The organism is Paraburkholderia dinghuensis (assembly GCF_003837865.1).
GTDB lineage: Bacteria > Pseudomonadota > Gammaproteobacteria > Burkholderiales > Burkholderiaceae > Paraburkholderia > Paraburkholderia dinghuensis.
In genome coordinates this window covers 70278-85689 of sequence record NZ_RQIS01000018.1, presented here as the reverse complement: position 1 = coordinate 85689, position 15412 = coordinate 70278, and the positions used below count along the sequence as shown (strand labels likewise).

Here is a 15412-nt window from a genome sequence, read left to right as displayed (position 1 = left end):
CACGGCGAGCGTCAGGCCGCCGACGCGCTAGTCTATCCTGAATGCACGCTGTTCCGTCTCGACCCGAGCCTGCATCGTCCGTGCCCGTCGTCATGGGCGCGGCGGCACTCTGGAATAATGGCGGTTCCGCAAACCTGTCCCGTCCGAAGAGATCCGCCATGTCTGTTTCCGATCCGAAACTACCGTGTGTTCTGCTGACCAACGACGATGGCATCGACGCACCAGGCCTCGGCGTGCTCGAGGCCGTCGCGGCCGAACTGGCTCATGAAGTCTGGGTTGTTGCGCCGGAACACGATCAGAGCGGCACGTCGCACTCGATCAGTCTGCACTCACCACTGCGTGTGAGCCGCCGCGGCGAACGGCGCTTCGGCGTGATGGGCACGCCGGGCGACTGCGTCGTGATGGCCGTACGTCAACTGATGGGCGACGTGACACCCTCGCTCGTCCTCTCAGGCATCAACCGCGGTGGCAATCTCGGTGTCGAAACCATGTTTTCCGGCACGGTCGGCGCGGCCATGACCGGCGTTCTGCTCGGGCTGCCGTCGATTGCGCTGAGCCAGACCTTCCGCGACCGCGAGCGGGTGCGTTGGGACACCGCACGCGCGCTCGCGCCGGATACGATCCGCCGCCTCGCCCGCGTGTCGCATGACGCGCCCATCTGCCTGAACGTAAATTTCCCCGATATCGACGCCAGCGCGGCGGGACCGCTGACGATTACGCGCCAGGGTGTCGGGCTGGTTCAGGGAATCGATGTCGTGCCACAAATCGATCCGCGCGGCATCGACTATCACTGGCTGCGTTTCAATCGCGGACCGCGTGAAAATGGCCCCGACACGGAAACGGCGGTGGTCAATTCGGGCCGGGTGTCGGTGACCCCGCTGCACTTCGAGCGCACCGATGAACGCACTTTTGCAAGGTTGCAGGCGGCGCTTGAAGCGGTCTGATGAATCACGCCTGCTGCACGGACGTCACAGCAGTTTCGGCGCCGCTTCCGGCCAGGCCAGCGAGACGGGGACGATGGCGCGCTGCAGTCGCGCACGATCCGGCGGCGACGCGCCGTGCGTCGCCGCGCGAAGTGCGGTCTAAAGCGCAATCTGAAGCGCAATCAAAATCCAGGCATCGCCGGATACGGCTCGGTGTGATCTTCCACGCTGCGCACGCCAGGAATCCGCTCGGCCGCGACGCGCACCGCCTGCACCGCTTCCATCGAACTGAAGATGCCCCAGAGGTGCACGACGCCGTCCTCGACGACGAGATTGCGCCCGGCGAACGACCACGGCCGCCCTTCAAGCTCTGACATCAGTTGTTCGCGGATCTCGCGGTCGGTAGCCGACACCGTCTCCGGTTCGGGCGCCCTGCTCGCCAGCGCCTGCAGCAGATTCGACCGGCTCACGATGCCGACGACTTGCCCGTCACGCAGTATGGGCACGCGTTTGACTCCGCGCGTTTCCATGATCGTCGCGATCTTCGAAAGCGATTCCTCTTCGCCCACGCAGATCACGTCGTGCGTCATGACGTCCTCCACGCGGTTCGCGTGCGATTTCACATAGGCATCGGCGTCCGCACGCGCCGCAAAGAAATCGAGCCAGCGGCCACGGCGCGTTTTGTCGGTACCAAGTTCGACGCGTCGCAACAAATCACCCTCGCTGATGATACCGACGAGACGCCCGCCCGCATCGACCACCGGAGCGCCGCTGATGTGCCGCTCGACTAGTAACGCGGCTGCGTCGCGGACAGTCATGTCCGGCTTGACGGTGACGACATTGGTGGTCATAACATCCAGTGCACGCATGATCGTTCTCCCAGTTCGCTTATGTGCCAGAGGTGCTCCCCTTCCAAAGCGTAGTGGTCGTCCGCGTTGCAGCATTGATATGCGTCAACGCACTGACAAATGAATCAGATCTGTATGACGAATGTGTAGGAAACAGAGTGCGGGCCGGGCACGATCGCTGCTGCACTCTGGGCGGGTTCGAGTTCGTCACGCGAACCGTTCTGGAAACGGCACCCGACTGCATTGTATGGCAGCCCGGTCGCATTCTGCGATGCCGCGTCCATCGCCCGGCGATCGCGCATCGCCGCTACGTCGACAATTAACGAATTCGAATTCGTAATTCGCATGACTGAATAAAAGACGGAAATCATCTTTCATTCAATGCGGGTGGATACGTCCCGACCTGCCGGCTGCCCTCCGGCACCGCGATGCCGGAGGGAACAGCGTCGACTCAGCCTTGTGCCTGCATCAGCGCGAGCACGCGCAGCGGGCTACCCGAGCCCGCCTGAATCTTCAGCGGCGCGGAAACGATGACCGCGCCCGTAGGGGGCAACTGGTCGAGATTCTTCAGGCACTGCAGGCCATAGCGGTTTGCACCATGCATCAACGTGTGGCATGGGTAAGGGATCGGCCAGGTGTACGACTGCCCCGCATCCGTATTGATCGTCTCAACGCCGAATCCGTGCACGTTGCGCTCGTGGATCAGCCATTCGACCGCTTCCTGCGTTGGCCCCGGTGTGTGTGCGCCGTCTTCGTGCAGATTCAGAAACGCGGCCGGATCGGTGCGCTTCGACCAGTCCGACCGGAACAGAACCCAGGCGCCGGCCGGAATGCGGCCGTGCTTCACTTCCCACGCCTCGAGAAACGCGACCGTCAACAGCCAGTCCGGATTCGCCCCGACTTCGGCGCTTGCATCAATCACGACCGCAGGCGCAATGAAATTCTTCACGTCAATCGTGTCGACCGAGTTTTGCGCGTGATCCTTGCCGCTAATCCAGTGCACAGGTGCATCGAAGTGAGTGCCGGTGTGCTCGCCGCAGGAAAAGTTATTCCAGTACCAGCCGGGGCCCTGTTCATCGTACTGACTGATTTTTTCCATTTTGAACGCCCACACCTGACCGAACTGCGGCGGCAGTTGCAGCGCCGGAAATTCCGGTGAAAGTGTTTGCGTCAGATCCACGATGCGTACATTGCCGCTCGCCAGATCGATAGTCAGTTGCTCCAGACTGCTCGTCATCCTGCGCTCCTCACGAAATCCATCCGTTCTCTTTTCGCGGGCGCGACGCACTATGGCTGCATCGCACTCGCACCCCTGCCATTCCGCACCCACCGGTCCAACTCACGCTGCGGCGAAATCCGCATAGCGACAACGCAATTATCTTTAGGTGTAAATTAATTCAAAAGCATGGTTAACCCGTTTTTCCTGCCTGACGAAAATGACTGACCACGGCGTCGTGGTATCGTCCCGTGTCGTCGGGCAAGGCCCGCATTTGTCACGCTGCAATTTCCCCGTATGAGCCAGTCTTCCACCGGCAGTTTCGTCGACAGTTACACCCCTGCGCTGCTCGCGCAGGTCAGCCAGCTCATTTCCGGCGAATTCCATGTGATCGTCCAGGCCAGCGGTTTTGAAATCTCCGATTGGCGTGTGCTTTCTACGCTCTCGGACGGCAAGGCGATCAGCATCGGCCAGCTCGCGCAGATTTCCGTGACGAAACAACCCACCGTCACGCGCTTGCTCGACCGCATGGAGGCCCAGGGTTACGTCAAGCGCATCCCGCACCAGACAGATCGGCGCGTCACACTGGTCCGCATCACCCCGCGCGGACAGAAGCTCGTGTCAGCGCTGATGGAGCAAGCGAAAATCCACGAGGATCAGGTGCTTGCTCCGCTCGGCCAGGAAAAAGCGGAAGAACTGAAAGCCACACTTCGGCGACTGATTGATCTGCACCGTCCATCCGCCTGACGTCGACGCGCGGGACGGCCGCACTCCAAATGACTTGTGCGCATTGCGTATCGTGATGCAATCAACCGCGCAAGCATGACCGTTCCGGATTCAGCCACGCAGCGCACCCACGCCAGTTTCAACCGTTATCCACGGTCTTCGCCGAGCATTCGAACGCCGCCCGCAGGTCGTCGGGGATCGCAATCGACAGATGTGTGTCGAGCGAAGTCATCACCATGGTCTGCCGGGCGGCCATGCGCACCACTCCGTCCACGCCCACGCATGTCCACGCGAGCGTCAACGACTTCTGCCCGATGCGCTCGACGTCCAGCGAGAGCCACACGTGCTCACCCATCTTGCTGACTGCGTTGAAGTCTACGTCGAGGTGCACCGTTGGAATACCGATCCTGCGCGCGCCAATCAAGCCGTGAAAGCCTTCAGGCAGAATTTCGTCGATCCACGCCTCGACCATGTCATTAAACAGGACGAAGTACTGAGGAAAGAACACGATGCCGGCCGGGTCGCATTCTGAAAAGTGAACCTTGTGCTTCCGGCTGAACATGTGGACATCCATGCCTGTTTCTCCATCGTGCTTTTTCTGGTGGTCAAACCAGTGCGTGGCGGACTAGTGCCGCACGCAGTTTGTGGCCGTGTTCGTCAGCGAGGGCGGCATCGCGCAGCTCGCGTAGCGTCGCAGGTGCAAGCCTCGCGCCTGCCTTCACCACTGCGGCCATCACCGTCTGATAGTTTTTCAGTCCCCGCGCGTGCGTGTCGCTGTAACCCTTCACCAGGCGCTGGCACTGAGCGACTTCGACGGCGAGTTCGGGATTGTGCGTTGCCGTCCCGACGATCTGCGCGAGCCACGCCTCGATGCGCTCGTTCTCCAGTTCGTAGCGCAGCGTACGGCGACGCATGCCGCGCAGACTCGCGACTACATAGAGCATCAGGTAGCCCCGCAGCGAACTCGTCTTCACGATGCGACCCGACTGCGTGTACCGTCGCACGAGCCGATGGACCCAGTGCGGCTGGGCGAGCCAGCGCCCGAGTCCAGCAGGCAACGTTTCGCAGATTTCCTCGAGCCGTGGGTGCATGAATTCGTTAATGGCGAGCACCTGGTCGGCGTGCGCGTGCACTTCGCTCCGTACCCGCTCGAAACGCGATCCGCGCGTCTTGAGATCGGCCACGCGGATCGTGTCCTCATACGACATCCACAGTGCGAGATGGCGTGCGGTTTCGCGCAGCAGGGCCGAATCGGCGCGCGGCTGCGCGCGCCGGAGGTCAGCGAGTCGATCCAGATAAAGTACCGCGTAAGCCGGGTCCTGATAGTCGATCAGCCGGCGCACACCCTCTATCGCAGTGGGCTGAACCGCTGCCGGCAATTCCACACGCACGCGTTCGATCAGCGACGCCACGGCAGTGTCGCGCGGTGCCGGTTCCGAAACGCCCGCGGCTTTAACGTCCGCTTGCGCGGCGTCGGAGTCCACGCTCCCGGATGCCGTGTCGGACGCCGTGTCAAACGCCATGCCGAATGCGCGCAAACTCGGCTTCACGCCCACTCCCCCGCGTTCGATCGTTTCTTCGAACTGGTGGCGACTGAACGGCAGCACACCAGTCCCGGCCAAAGCGCCGAACAGCACAGCACTGATCACGCTGCCCGACGCCTGCGCAGCCTGCGCCATGTCGAAGTGCACGAAGCGCCTGGCAGCCTTTTTCGCGTGCGCGATGAGCGCTTCGCTGTCGACGCGGCCATCGCCCATCGCGGTCTTCTCCGCAATCGAATACACCCGATGCGTAGACGCAACGAGCGTCGTGCGTTCCGGCGTGACGAGCCCGCGCTGCACCGCGCGACCGGCCTCCATCAGTTCGGATGCCAGTACCACGTCAACGTCGCCGGGCAGCGGCATCAGTGCGAGGACCGGTGTGCGGCTTTCTGCCTCGTCGCGCGGAAACAATTCGACGTAATAGATCGTCGCGCCAGTGCGTTGCGCCACACCCGGCACGGAGGTGGTCTGGGCGTAATAGCCGTTGTGCTCGCCGAGATTGACGACCCAGTCGGCCAGCACGCCGCCGCCCTCGCCGCCCATGGCGAGAATCGCGATCTTGATGGGTTGTGAATTCATCGTTGTCTTTCCCGAATCAGAACGTGTAACGCGCAAGACGTTGAGCCGTGCGGCGCTGCAGCCAGCCGATCACTGCGTCGCGGACGCGCTGACGCAGCCTGTCGAGACGCGTTGGATTACTGACGATCTGCGCGCGATAAAACGACGGGCACAGCACCGCGGCATGCGAGACCTCACCGCACAGGCCGCACCCGACGCAACTGTCGATCACGCTTGCCACCGGATCGGTACGCAGCGGGTCGGGATTGGGCTTGATCGACAGCGACGGGCAACCCGAGAGGCGAATGCACGAATGATCGCCAGTACACGTATCGGAATCGACACCGAAGCGCTCGCGCACGACGCGCTCGCCCGCGGCAATCGCCTTACGCTGCTTTGGTTTCTCGCGCCGCTGTTTGTTCAGCATGCACTCGCTCTGGGCGATCAGCACCTTCGGGCCCTTGCTGTCCGTGGTGAGTGCGCTCTTGAGCGTCGCCATCATCGTCTTCAGATCATACGTACGCCGAACCGTCCTGACCCATTCTACGCCGACGCCGCGCACCGCCTGCTCGATCTCGTGCCCGGTGCTGCGTGTCGGATTGAGCGCGGCCGACGAGAGAATGTCCTGCCCGCCCGTCGCAGACGTATAGCTGTTGTCGACAACGATCGTGAGGTTATCGCTCTTGTTGAATACCGCATTGGCGATACCGCTCGTGAGTCCGTTGTGCCAGAAGCCGCCGTCGCCCATCACCGAGATCGCACGCTTGCCGCCGCTTGCATTGAACGCCGCGGCGCTCGCGCTGCCGAGGCCATAGCCCATCGTCGTTGCGCCGAGGTTGAACGGCGGCAGGATCGAGAAAAGATGGCAGCCGATGTCGGCGCTGACATGATGCGGACCGAGTTCGCGCTCGACCAGTTTCATCGCGGTGAAAATGGGCCGCTCGGGGCACCCGGTGCAAAAACCGGGCGGACGTGCGTGCACGCTGTCGTCGAGCGCGGGCAACGGTTCGGCTTCGATCGGTGCTGCATTTACGGCAGCTTCAGTGGCGGGTGCGTCAGCCGGCACCGCCATCACGGGAATGATCTTGCGCTGCGCGACTTCGCGTTCGAGCACGCCGTAGCGTTCGAAGAATGCACGCAGGCCCTTCATGACCGTCGATGCGTTGTACTCGCCCGCAAGCGGCAGCATGTCCTTGCCATGCAGTGCGGTACTCACGTCGCGCTGACGCAAAATCGAGCCCGCGTTCTGCTCGACGAAGTTCGGCTGCCCTTCCTCGATCACGAGCACTGCACGCTTGCCCGCGCAAAACCGCTCCCACTCGGAATCGATGAGCGGATACGCCACGTTCATCACGTAAAGCGGAATCGCCGATTCGCCGTAAACATCGGCGAGGCCGAGTCGTTCGAGCGCCCGCAGCACGGTGTTGTAGCTGCCGCCCTGAACCGCGATGCCGATATCGCGTGAATCGGCGGCGAAAAATTCGTTCAGCTGGCGCTCTTCGATGAACTTCACCGCGGCAGGCCAACGCTCGTGAATCTTCTCGCGCTCATGCAGGAAGCTCGCGGGCGGCAGAACGATGCGATTGACGTCGCGAGCCGGGTTTTCAAGTGCGTCCTTGATCGTGAACGCGGAACGCCGGTTGTCCGACGCAACGAACTGACCGTGCACGTGACACGCGCGAATGCGCAACTGCAGCATCACCGGCGTGCTGCTCGCCTCAGACAGGTCGAACCCGTCCTTTACGGCCTGCACGATACACGGCAGATTCGGACGTGGATCGAGCAGCCAGATCTGCGATTTCATGGCGAACGCATGACTGCGTTCCTGCATGATCGACGATCCTTCGCCATAGTCCTCGCCGACGATAATCAGTGCGCCGCCCGTCACGCCACCCGATGCGAGATTGGCGAGCGCGTCCGAAGCGACGTTCGTGCCCACGGTCGCCTTGAACGTGACCGCGCCGCGCAGCGGGTAGTTGACGGACGCGGCCAGCGTCGCGGCCGCCGTGGCCTCGCTCGCGCTGTTCTCGAAGCGTATGCCGTAGTCGCCGAGAATGTCCTGGGCGTCGGCTAGCACGTCCATCAGATGCGAGATCGGTGCTCCCTGATAACCGGCCACGTAGGCCACGCCGGACTCCAGCAACGCCTTGGTCACCGCAAGGATGCCCTCGCCGCTGAATACCTCACCTGCGCCGAGGCGCAGTTTCTTCACTTCCTCGACAAACGACCGCTCCGCCATGACCGTCCTCTTGCTTGATCTTTTCGTGGCGCACGACAATGCATCGTCATGCGTGAGGCCAGTATATTTTAGTTTTCAATATTTCCAGAATCATAGTTATCCCTGTGGAGGGACCTTTTTACCAACCCATCCGAGCGTGCCGAAACGAACGAAAACGGCACCGTGGCGGAATTTCGCGCCGCCACGATACCGCTTTCAAAACGATCTGAAACCGCACGTCTGTGCAGACTGCGCGTAAACCCCGATCTTCCCGGGGCATCAGAAGGAATCATCCCGCTGCAGCAAGCGCCGTATATTGCCCCTGCCAATAGACCAGCGGACGCGGCACGGACTCGTCACGCGCCACTGCGCGCACGCGGCCGATGACGAGCAGGTGCCCGTGGCGCACGATCAGTTCCTCCACCTCGCAGTCCATGGCGACGACACTGTCCACGAGCAGCGGCGCTCCGTCCGGCGTCATGTGGATCCACGCGTCGTCGCCGTAGCGCGCCTCGCCTTGTTCGCCGCGAAAGCCTGTGAAGCGTTCCGCGATCGCACGCTGTTCGGCGCGCAGCAGATTCACACCGAAGCGCCGCGTGCGTTCGAGCAGCCCGGCCGACGAACTCGTCGCCTTCATCGACGCCACCACCATCGGCGGCTGCGCCGAGAACGACGACACCGATGTAGCGGTGAAGCCGCTACGCTCGGCGCCGTCCGCGACGGTTACGACGCAGACCGCGCCAGCGAAGCCGCGCATCGCCTGCACGAAGTGGCTGCTCAGCACGCCGGTGTCATCCATGGAGTCAGGCTGCACGGCGGTTCTCGCGCGGGCTGCGCAACCCGTGTGCCTCGAGGATCGGCAACACCGTATCGCGGAAGTACGGGAATTCCCTCACGTAGTCCACGAACGAAAGTGTCGTGCCGCGGAACCCGGCTTCGGCCAGCGAGATCAGGCCCGCCGCCACCTGCTGTGGCGTACCGACGAGCGGAAAGCCGCCATGCCCGGCCGCCATCCGGTCGCGGATCAGCGCGAGCAGGTCGTGCGGGAACGACTGCGCATTCGCGAACTGAAGCGCGACCAGGTTGTCGACTGCACCCCAGTCCGCGTTCTCCTGCGCAAAGTAGTGCAGATACTGGCGCGCTTCCTCCTCGGTCGGACGGCAGACCACATGCGAGAACGTCAGCACGTTCACATCCTTGCCTGCAGCGTCGGCTTTTTGCTTCAGTTCGGCGACTTCCGTGCGCGAGCGCTCCAGGTCGATCGCCGGTGTGAACAGGAAGTTCGCGTTACGGATGGCGAAATCGCGCCCTTCACCCGAGCCGGCGGCGTTCAGGATAGGCGGACGCTCGCCGTTCCATGGGCGCGGCAGGCCGTAAATGTTCTTGAGCTGGAAGTTCTCGCCATGCCAGTCGAAGGGGCCGTCGTGCGTCCAGATCTTCTGCACGACGTCGAACCACTCCTGCGCATACGCGTAGCGCTTCTCGTGGCCCGTGGCGAGAGGCAAACCCAGCGCCTCGTACTCGGGGCGATTCCAGCCCGCGACGATATTCAGCCCGGCACGGCCCGCGCCAATCTGGTCGAGCGTCGCAATCTGCTTCGCGACCACGACCGGATGGTTCGCCGCCGTGTGTATCGTTGCGAAGACGGTGAGATTGCGGGTCTTTGCGAGCAGGCCGGCAGCCCAGGTCATCGTCTCCAGAACGGAACCGTGGAAATCGGTTTCGCCGCCATAGCCGATCCAGCGCGCGATGGGCAGCATGAAATCGATACCCGCCTCGTCCAGCATGATCGCGAGCTTTTCGTTGTTCTCCCACGAATTGTCCCAGCGCTCGCCGATCTTCGTCACCGACATTCCGCCCGAGCAGTTCGTCGCAAACGTTCCCAGAATGAAATCCTTCGTGTTCAGAATTCGTCTCATGTCAGTCCTGGCGCAGTAAAATTTGTTTCCACGACGGGCCGCCTCGCGGCGTCCCAGCTTTCCCAACCCACTCGACGACATGGGCCGCATTCGCGCGATTCCGCAATGAACGAACCATCAAGCAGAACCACGAAAAACACCGCTGCTGCCGAACATCGCTGGCATCTCGCGATGGATGAATTCGGCGTCGAGATCACCGACCTCGAATACGCCGTCATGCGTCTAGACCAGTCGTTCTCACGCTGGCAGTCCGAGTGCATGGCCGCCGTCACCGGCACCACGCTGAGCGGCCAGGAGAACGCGCTGGTGCACGTCATCCACATGCACGAACGGCCCAAGACCATTCGCGACTTGCTGCACATGACCAACCGGCAGGACGTAGCTAATATGCAGTACGAACTACGTAAGCTGATCAAAACCGGGCTGGTCGAAAAATACGGAACGGCGCGCACCGGCGTGTACTACGTGACCACTGCCGAGGGCTCACGCGTGTGCGAACAGTACGCACGCCTGCGCGAAACGGTGCTCCTCAAAATGGCCGAGGCGACGGAGGGCATCAAATCCGCTGCCGCCCAGGCCACGGCCTGCCTCGAACAGATGGAACGCGTCTACGAATCCGCCACGCGCGAAGTCGCCACCTTTCATCGCCAGCGCTGACAGCGAATCGCATCTGACCCAAGTCATGAGGAACAGCGGACCATCCGGCGCCCAACCTGTTTCAGATCAAAAATCACATTGATTTTCTATCTGATCGAATCGTAGTGCAGCGCCTTTTTGACTGCAACCGATTTCATCTCAGGGAAAACACCGGCCCGCGATGGGCATATTCATGCGTGTACGGGGAATGTCACGAAAGCGCGTCGCGCTCGCCCCATGACGCGGGGCGATGCGGCGAACCGCGCACGAATGCGCGCGGGAGAAGCAATTTGCTGCAGCCCGACGTATCGGGCCGCGTCGTGCCGGATCGTGCCGACGCGTCAGATGACGAGGCGCGAGACCTTGACGCCTTCGAGCGACACACCGGCCATCAAACCGGCGTTGGTCAGCACGAACGCTTCGACCGGACTCATGGCGGTCGAGGTATCGATGTTGCCGTTCGCCCCGACCGTGACGACCGCGACGGTCGCGTCGGCGCCTGCCGCCCAGCCCTGGCTGGTGAGGAACTCGTCGAGCGCGTGCTGGTTCATGAACGCGAAGACGAGCGTCTTCGATTGCGCGCCAATCTGAAGACCGAACGACCCGGCCACGGTGCTGTAGTAACCGGTCGTGCGGCCATTCACGCGCATCGCGCCCGTGCCGTACTGTCCTCCGATCCAGAAACCCGCCGAAAGCACGGACGGGAACACAAGCACGCCGCTTGCCTTCGACAGCAGTTCGCGCGACCCGTTGACCTTCCCGTAGAGACGCGCGAGCGCGGCGTCGACATCCGCATCGATGGAAGCGCGCTTCGCCGCGTTCTGAGTGGCGGAATCGCCGCCGCCGAGCGGCGTTGTCGTGCAACCGGCCAGCGCGAGGCTACCGGCAGCGAGTGCGGTACTGGAACTGATGAGAAACTGACGTCGGCGCATGAGTGCTCCTGTAGATATGGACCTTCAAGTGTCCGTGCACGAATCCTGACGACCGGTAACAGCGAGCGCCCGCGCACGGAAAATAGAGACAGGATACCGTGTGCGGCCGTGCGGTTGCAGATTCCACCGTTACCAGATGTATCCAAACAGTTTGTGGCGTTCCTGCGGCCATGCCTGCCATTCCCTGCCCTTATACGACAATAGGTTCCAGATCAAGTTCACCCGCGTGTTGCAGACCCGATGCGGCAAATCCACCGTCCCCATTGAACGCGGTACGTCGAAGAACCTGCTGCATGTCCCCAGCCGCGGCACTTTTCTGGAAACCCGCCTTTCAGCGCCTCGACGCCACGGCAAAGCCCGCTCCGGGCACCCTTGCCGTCTGCCGACGCCGGTGCGCGACGACCTGATCCGCACTATCTGGCACGCCGGCTGGCACCGTGACGTGCGGGCGACTATTGAGTCGCGGCGGGTCGATCCTCGTCCTTATATTTCCCGTGCGATCCGAAATAAATGCGCGGTCAGAATCGTTCACTACTCAGAACACGCAGAGCACAACAGCCGATACGAAGGCTACGGTGCCCTTTCGCGGACGGCTTCATACAATCCATCTGAACGTGGATCATTATTTCGTCATCCTTAGTCAATCGATCAGTGCGGGGTCTGGTCCGGACTCTGTGCGATCGCGACACCGCGCTTCGTCACGCGGTGACTGCGCGGTTCCACGCGTACACCGCGTGACGAAGATGTCCGTGTCCTGATGGCACGTGTCACTCGCTACCGGCGGTCTGTCGAGCCGGTAACCAGTAGACACAATTGCGTTTGAACCCGACCCCGCACTTCGGTTTCAAAGCAGTATCAGACGGAGAAAATCGTGTTGCGGCTAATTTCGGCACTCGGCGCAGCGGCCGTTCTGGCCGCCTGCGCAGTCGCACCCTACCCGGGCTACGATTACTACGACTACTACGGCTATGGATATGGATACGCCTATCCGTACTATCCGTACCCCTACGCCTATGACTATTACCCGGGTTACGCATCCATAGGGTTCTTCGGCGGTGGTGGTGGCTGCTGCTTCTTTCACCACGACGGGCATCACCATGACGGTCATGGGCACGGTGGAGGCATGCATGGCGGTGGTGGGCACGGAGGCGGATTCTGGCCAGACGGCAACATGGGTCACACCGGCGGCATGGGTGGTATGGGTGGTATGGGCGGCGGCGGGCACTCGCGTTGAGCACGCCCCAGGTCGCCCTACTACCGCACGTGTTTTGGCGCGCCTGATGTCGCGCGCTTCAGGCCGAACGCCCCCGGTTCATACGCGTCCGTTCACCGGAATCGACGCACCCGTAATCGCCTGCGCATCAGCGGAAAGCAGATATGCGATCAGTGCCGCGATCTCGCGCGGCTGAACCCAGCGCGTGAAGTCCGCGTCGGGCATGTCCCTGCGATTTTGCGGCGTGTCGATAATGCTCGGCAGAATCGCGTTGACGGTCACACCCTGGTCTTTCAGTTCCTCGGCTAGTGCCTCGGTGAGCCGCGCCACACCCGACTTCGATGCTGCATACGCCCCCATCCCGAGACCGGCCTTGAGCGCCGCGCCGGCGCCGAGATTGACGATGCGTCCCGCACCGGCGCGTAAGAGATGCGGCAAAGCAGCCTTCGAAGCATTGAGCGCCGTCTTCACGTTCACCGCGAACATGAGATCCCAGGTTGCGGGGTCGCCGTCAGCGACGGTCTCCCACCGGAACGCGCCCGCCATGTTGAGCACCGCGTCGAGCCGGCCAAGGCGGTCGTTGATTGCGTTCATCGCCTGCTGCGCTGCGTGCAGGTCGGAAAGATCGACGCCGCCCAGGTTCAACGCATCCGCGACACCCGTCGGCAGTGGGTCGGGCACGGCACCTCGGCCAATCAGCGCGACGCGCGCGCCACGCTCGATTAGCAACGCGGCCGTCGCCATGCCGAGGCTGCCGAATCCGCCCGTGATCGCAACCACTTTTCCGTCGATTCCGGTTTCCATACGTGTCGATTCCGTTCACGTTTTTGCAGCGGCCGGTCGCCGCCCTACGCGCGCACGTAAAGCGAGCGCACGGCCAACTTCAATCGCGCGAAGCCTTAGCGGCAGCGCTAAATCGGTGCCCCCTGAACCGCCGCTAGAACACGACCGGTGCGCCGCGACAATTCGCGCCGAGGCACGCGACTCTGGACACGTGACGCGCGCGAAGGCGATCGCCATGCCGTTCTCGCCCGACACCTCGTGTCATCGCTGCGCTCCGGCGTCGGCGTTCACACCATCGCATGACTCAGCCCGTGCCCGTGCGCGTTTCGTCGACGAACGACTCGGTGGCATCGTCGATCTTGCGGCTGCTGCGTCCGGCCGGGCCATGAATATAGATCGTCTTCATATCGACGCGCCGCTCGCTGCCCGTCGCCGGAGGCGGCGCCATCTCGTAGCGCACTTCGCGCTCGTGATCGGCCAGTTGCAGGCGTGGATCGAAGACGGAATTGAACCGCCACAACATGCGTACGAAGTTGATCTGCCCGTGCATCAGCAGCCGCGCAGCCACCCCGGACGCGCGGCGCAACGCGCCCCAGCCCATATGTTTGCGGTTGAGCACTTGCTGTGTCCGCACGAGTTCCGCGTAAAACTCGGGCAGCGGGAGCTTCGTCGGCACCACCGCGTGCTGGATGTCGTAGAGCCGGTAATCGAGGCTGGTGAGGCGGCGCGATTCGCGCTGCCAGCTTTCGGTGCCCGGATACGGCGTATTCACGCTGATATTGACGATCTCGGGAATTTCCATGCACCACTTTCGAATCGTCTCGAAACGATCGTGATCCCAGTCGGGATCGGCGATCAGGTTGATCGCGACCGTGATGCCTAGCGAGCGCGCAAATTCCAGCGCCTCGAAATTGCGATCGAGGCTCACGCGCTTGCGGAACATCTTGAGTCCTTCCTCGTCGATCGCCTCGAGGCCGAGGAACATGTACCTGAGGCCAAGCCTCTGCCACAGCGCGAATACTTCCTTGTTGCGCAGTAGCACGTCGCCGCGCGTCTCCAGGTAGTACTCCTTGTTGATACCGCGCCGCTGGATCGCCTCGCCGATCGCCATGCCGTGCTCGGCGTGCACGAAAGCCACATCGTCGACGATGAATACGCCCGGTTCGCGCAACGCCGCGAGTTCCTCGACCACCACTTCGGGGCTGCGCGTGCGATAGCTGCGGCCATAGAAGGTCCACGCGCTGCAGAACGTGCAATCCCACGGACAACCGCGCGCGAATTCGATGGACGCACACGGATCCAGCGTACCGATGAAGTACTTGCGACGATGCCGCAACAGGTCGCGCGCGGGCTGCACCGAGTCGAGATGCTCGAGGAAACCCGGCGGCGGCCCTGAGCCATCGCGCGTCACGACGCCCGGTACCGCGAGCAGGTCACCGCCGCCGACTGCCTCCAGCAGCGCGGCAATCGAGGCTTCGCCCTCACCGCGCAGCACGCAGTCGATGGCGCCTTCCGCATGACGCAGCAGCTCGCCGGCGGTGAAGGAGACGCTATGGCCACCCACGAACACGAAGCAGGATGGCAAAGCCGTTTTCACCGCCTTCGAAAGGTCGATGATCTCGGGGATATTCGCGAGGTAGTTACCCGAAAAGCAAAGCGCCTCGGGCTGCCAGGCGCGTACGAGGCGCATCAGGTCGCGGTGCGTTTGAACCTGCAGGTCGAGCAAACGCACATCGTGGCCGGCAGCGCGCGCAACGCCGGCAACCGATTCCAGACCGAGCGGCTCCAGCCGCAGGAACACGCGCGTGTACATCAGACCGCTCGGATGGACAGCAAGCAATCTCATGACGCCTCCTTGCGACGCGCCAGCCTGACGCCGCATGCCGTGGCCCACTGCCT

Annotated in this window: 15 protein-coding genes; 4 read left to right on the top strand and 11 right to left on the bottom strand. The window is 62.6% G+C overall.

The window, feature by feature from the left end:
• The first annotated feature begins 158 nt into the window (after positions 1–158).
• A complete protein-coding gene (gene surE / locus D1Y85_RS21930) occupies positions 159–944 on the top strand; it encodes a 5'/3'-nucleotidase SurE (protein WP_124153173.1) in 786 nt (261 codons plus the stop codon).
• 161 nt (positions 945–1105) lie between these two features.
• Here the strand turns inward: surE and D1Y85_RS21925 are convergent, their stop codons facing one another.
• From D1Y85_RS21925 to D1Y85_RS21915, 3 genes are all read right to left on the bottom strand, one after another.
• Positions 1106–1792 carry a CBS domain-containing protein gene (locus D1Y85_RS21925; protein ID WP_124153172.1) on the bottom strand — a complete coding sequence of 229 codons (687 nt, stop codon included), beginning with the start codon at positions 1790–1792 and terminating at the stop codon, positions 1106–1108.
• 104 nt (positions 1793–1896) lie between these two features.
• Positions 1897–2142 carry a hypothetical protein gene (locus tag D1Y85_RS21920; RefSeq protein ID WP_124153171.1) on the bottom strand — a complete coding sequence of 82 codons (246 nt, stop codon included), beginning with the start codon at positions 2140–2142 and terminating at the stop codon, positions 1897–1899.
• Positions 2143–2222: 80 nt separating this feature from the next.
• Positions 2223–3008, bottom strand: coding sequence for a cyclase family protein (locus D1Y85_RS21915; RefSeq protein ID WP_124153170.1), 786 nt, complete (start codon positions 3006–3008; stop codon positions 2223–2225).
• A 276-nt stretch (positions 3009–3284) separates the two neighbouring features.
• Between D1Y85_RS21915 and D1Y85_RS21910 the strand changes: the two genes are divergently transcribed.
• Positions 3285–3734: a MarR family winged helix-turn-helix transcriptional regulator gene (locus D1Y85_RS21910; RefSeq protein WP_124153169.1), complete on the top strand. Its 450-nt coding sequence runs from the start codon at positions 3285–3287 to the stop codon at positions 3732–3734.
• Positions 3735–3852: 118 nt separating this feature from the next.
• Here the strand turns inward: D1Y85_RS21910 and D1Y85_RS21905 are convergent, their stop codons facing one another.
• The 5 genes from D1Y85_RS21905 to D1Y85_RS21885 form a co-directional block, all read right to left on the bottom strand.
• On the bottom strand, positions 3853–4287 hold the full coding sequence (locus D1Y85_RS21905; RefSeq protein WP_124153168.1) for an acyl-CoA thioesterase: 435 nt from the start codon (positions 4285–4287) through the stop codon (positions 3853–3855).
• Between the two features lie 31 nt (positions 4288–4318).
• Positions 4319–5833, bottom strand: a complete 1515-nt coding sequence (locus D1Y85_RS21900; RefSeq protein WP_124153167.1) for an indolepyruvate oxidoreductase subunit beta family protein — start codon at positions 5831–5833, stop codon at positions 4319–4321.
• 16 nt (positions 5834–5849) lie between these two features.
• Positions 5850–8051 (bottom strand): thiamine pyrophosphate-dependent enzyme, encoded by a 2202-nt coding sequence (locus D1Y85_RS21895; protein ID WP_124153166.1) that lies wholly within the window; start codon positions 8049–8051, stop codon positions 5850–5852.
• A gap of 268 nt (positions 8052–8319) precedes the next feature.
• Positions 8320–8829, bottom strand: a complete 510-nt coding sequence (locus D1Y85_RS21890) for a flavin reductase family protein (protein WP_124153165.1) — start codon at positions 8827–8829, stop codon at positions 8320–8322.
• Positions 8830–8833: 4 nt separating this feature from the next.
• Positions 8834–9949 carry an LLM class flavin-dependent oxidoreductase gene (locus D1Y85_RS21885; protein WP_124153164.1) on the bottom strand — a complete coding sequence of 372 codons (1116 nt, stop codon included), beginning with the start codon at positions 9947–9949 and terminating at the stop codon, positions 8834–8836.
• Between the two features lie 105 nt (positions 9950–10054).
• Here D1Y85_RS21885 and D1Y85_RS21880 point away from each other — a divergent pair, with 105 nt between their 5' ends.
• Positions 10055–10606, top strand: coding sequence for a winged helix DNA-binding protein (locus D1Y85_RS21880; protein ID WP_246025008.1), 552 nt, complete (start codon positions 10055–10057; stop codon positions 10604–10606).
• A 320-nt stretch (positions 10607–10926) separates the two neighbouring features.
• Here the strand turns inward: D1Y85_RS21880 and D1Y85_RS21875 are convergent, their stop codons facing one another.
• Complete coding sequence (locus tag D1Y85_RS21875; RefSeq protein WP_124153163.1) at positions 10927–11517, bottom strand: BPSL1445 family SYLF domain-containing lipoprotein; 591 nt, start codon at positions 11515–11517, stop codon at positions 10927–10929.
• An 871-nt stretch (positions 11518–12388) separates the two neighbouring features.
• On the opposite strand from D1Y85_RS21875, the gene D1Y85_RS21870 reads away from it, so the two are divergent.
• Positions 12389–12751, top strand: a complete 363-nt coding sequence (locus D1Y85_RS21870) for a hypothetical protein (RefSeq protein ID WP_124153162.1) — start codon at positions 12389–12391, stop codon at positions 12749–12751.
• A 78-nt stretch (positions 12752–12829) separates the two neighbouring features.
• Here the strand turns inward: D1Y85_RS21870 and D1Y85_RS21865 are convergent, their stop codons facing one another.
• Positions 12830–13534 carry an SDR family NAD(P)-dependent oxidoreductase gene (locus D1Y85_RS21865; protein WP_124153161.1) on the bottom strand — a complete coding sequence of 235 codons (705 nt, stop codon included), beginning with the start codon at positions 13532–13534 and terminating at the stop codon, positions 12830–12832.
• Positions 13535–13817: 283 nt separating this feature from the next.
• Complete coding sequence (gene hpnR / locus D1Y85_RS21860) at positions 13818–15359, bottom strand: hopanoid C-3 methylase HpnR (protein ID WP_124153160.1); 1542 nt, start codon at positions 15357–15359, stop codon at positions 13818–13820.
• Positions 15360–15412 lie beyond the last annotated feature (53 nt).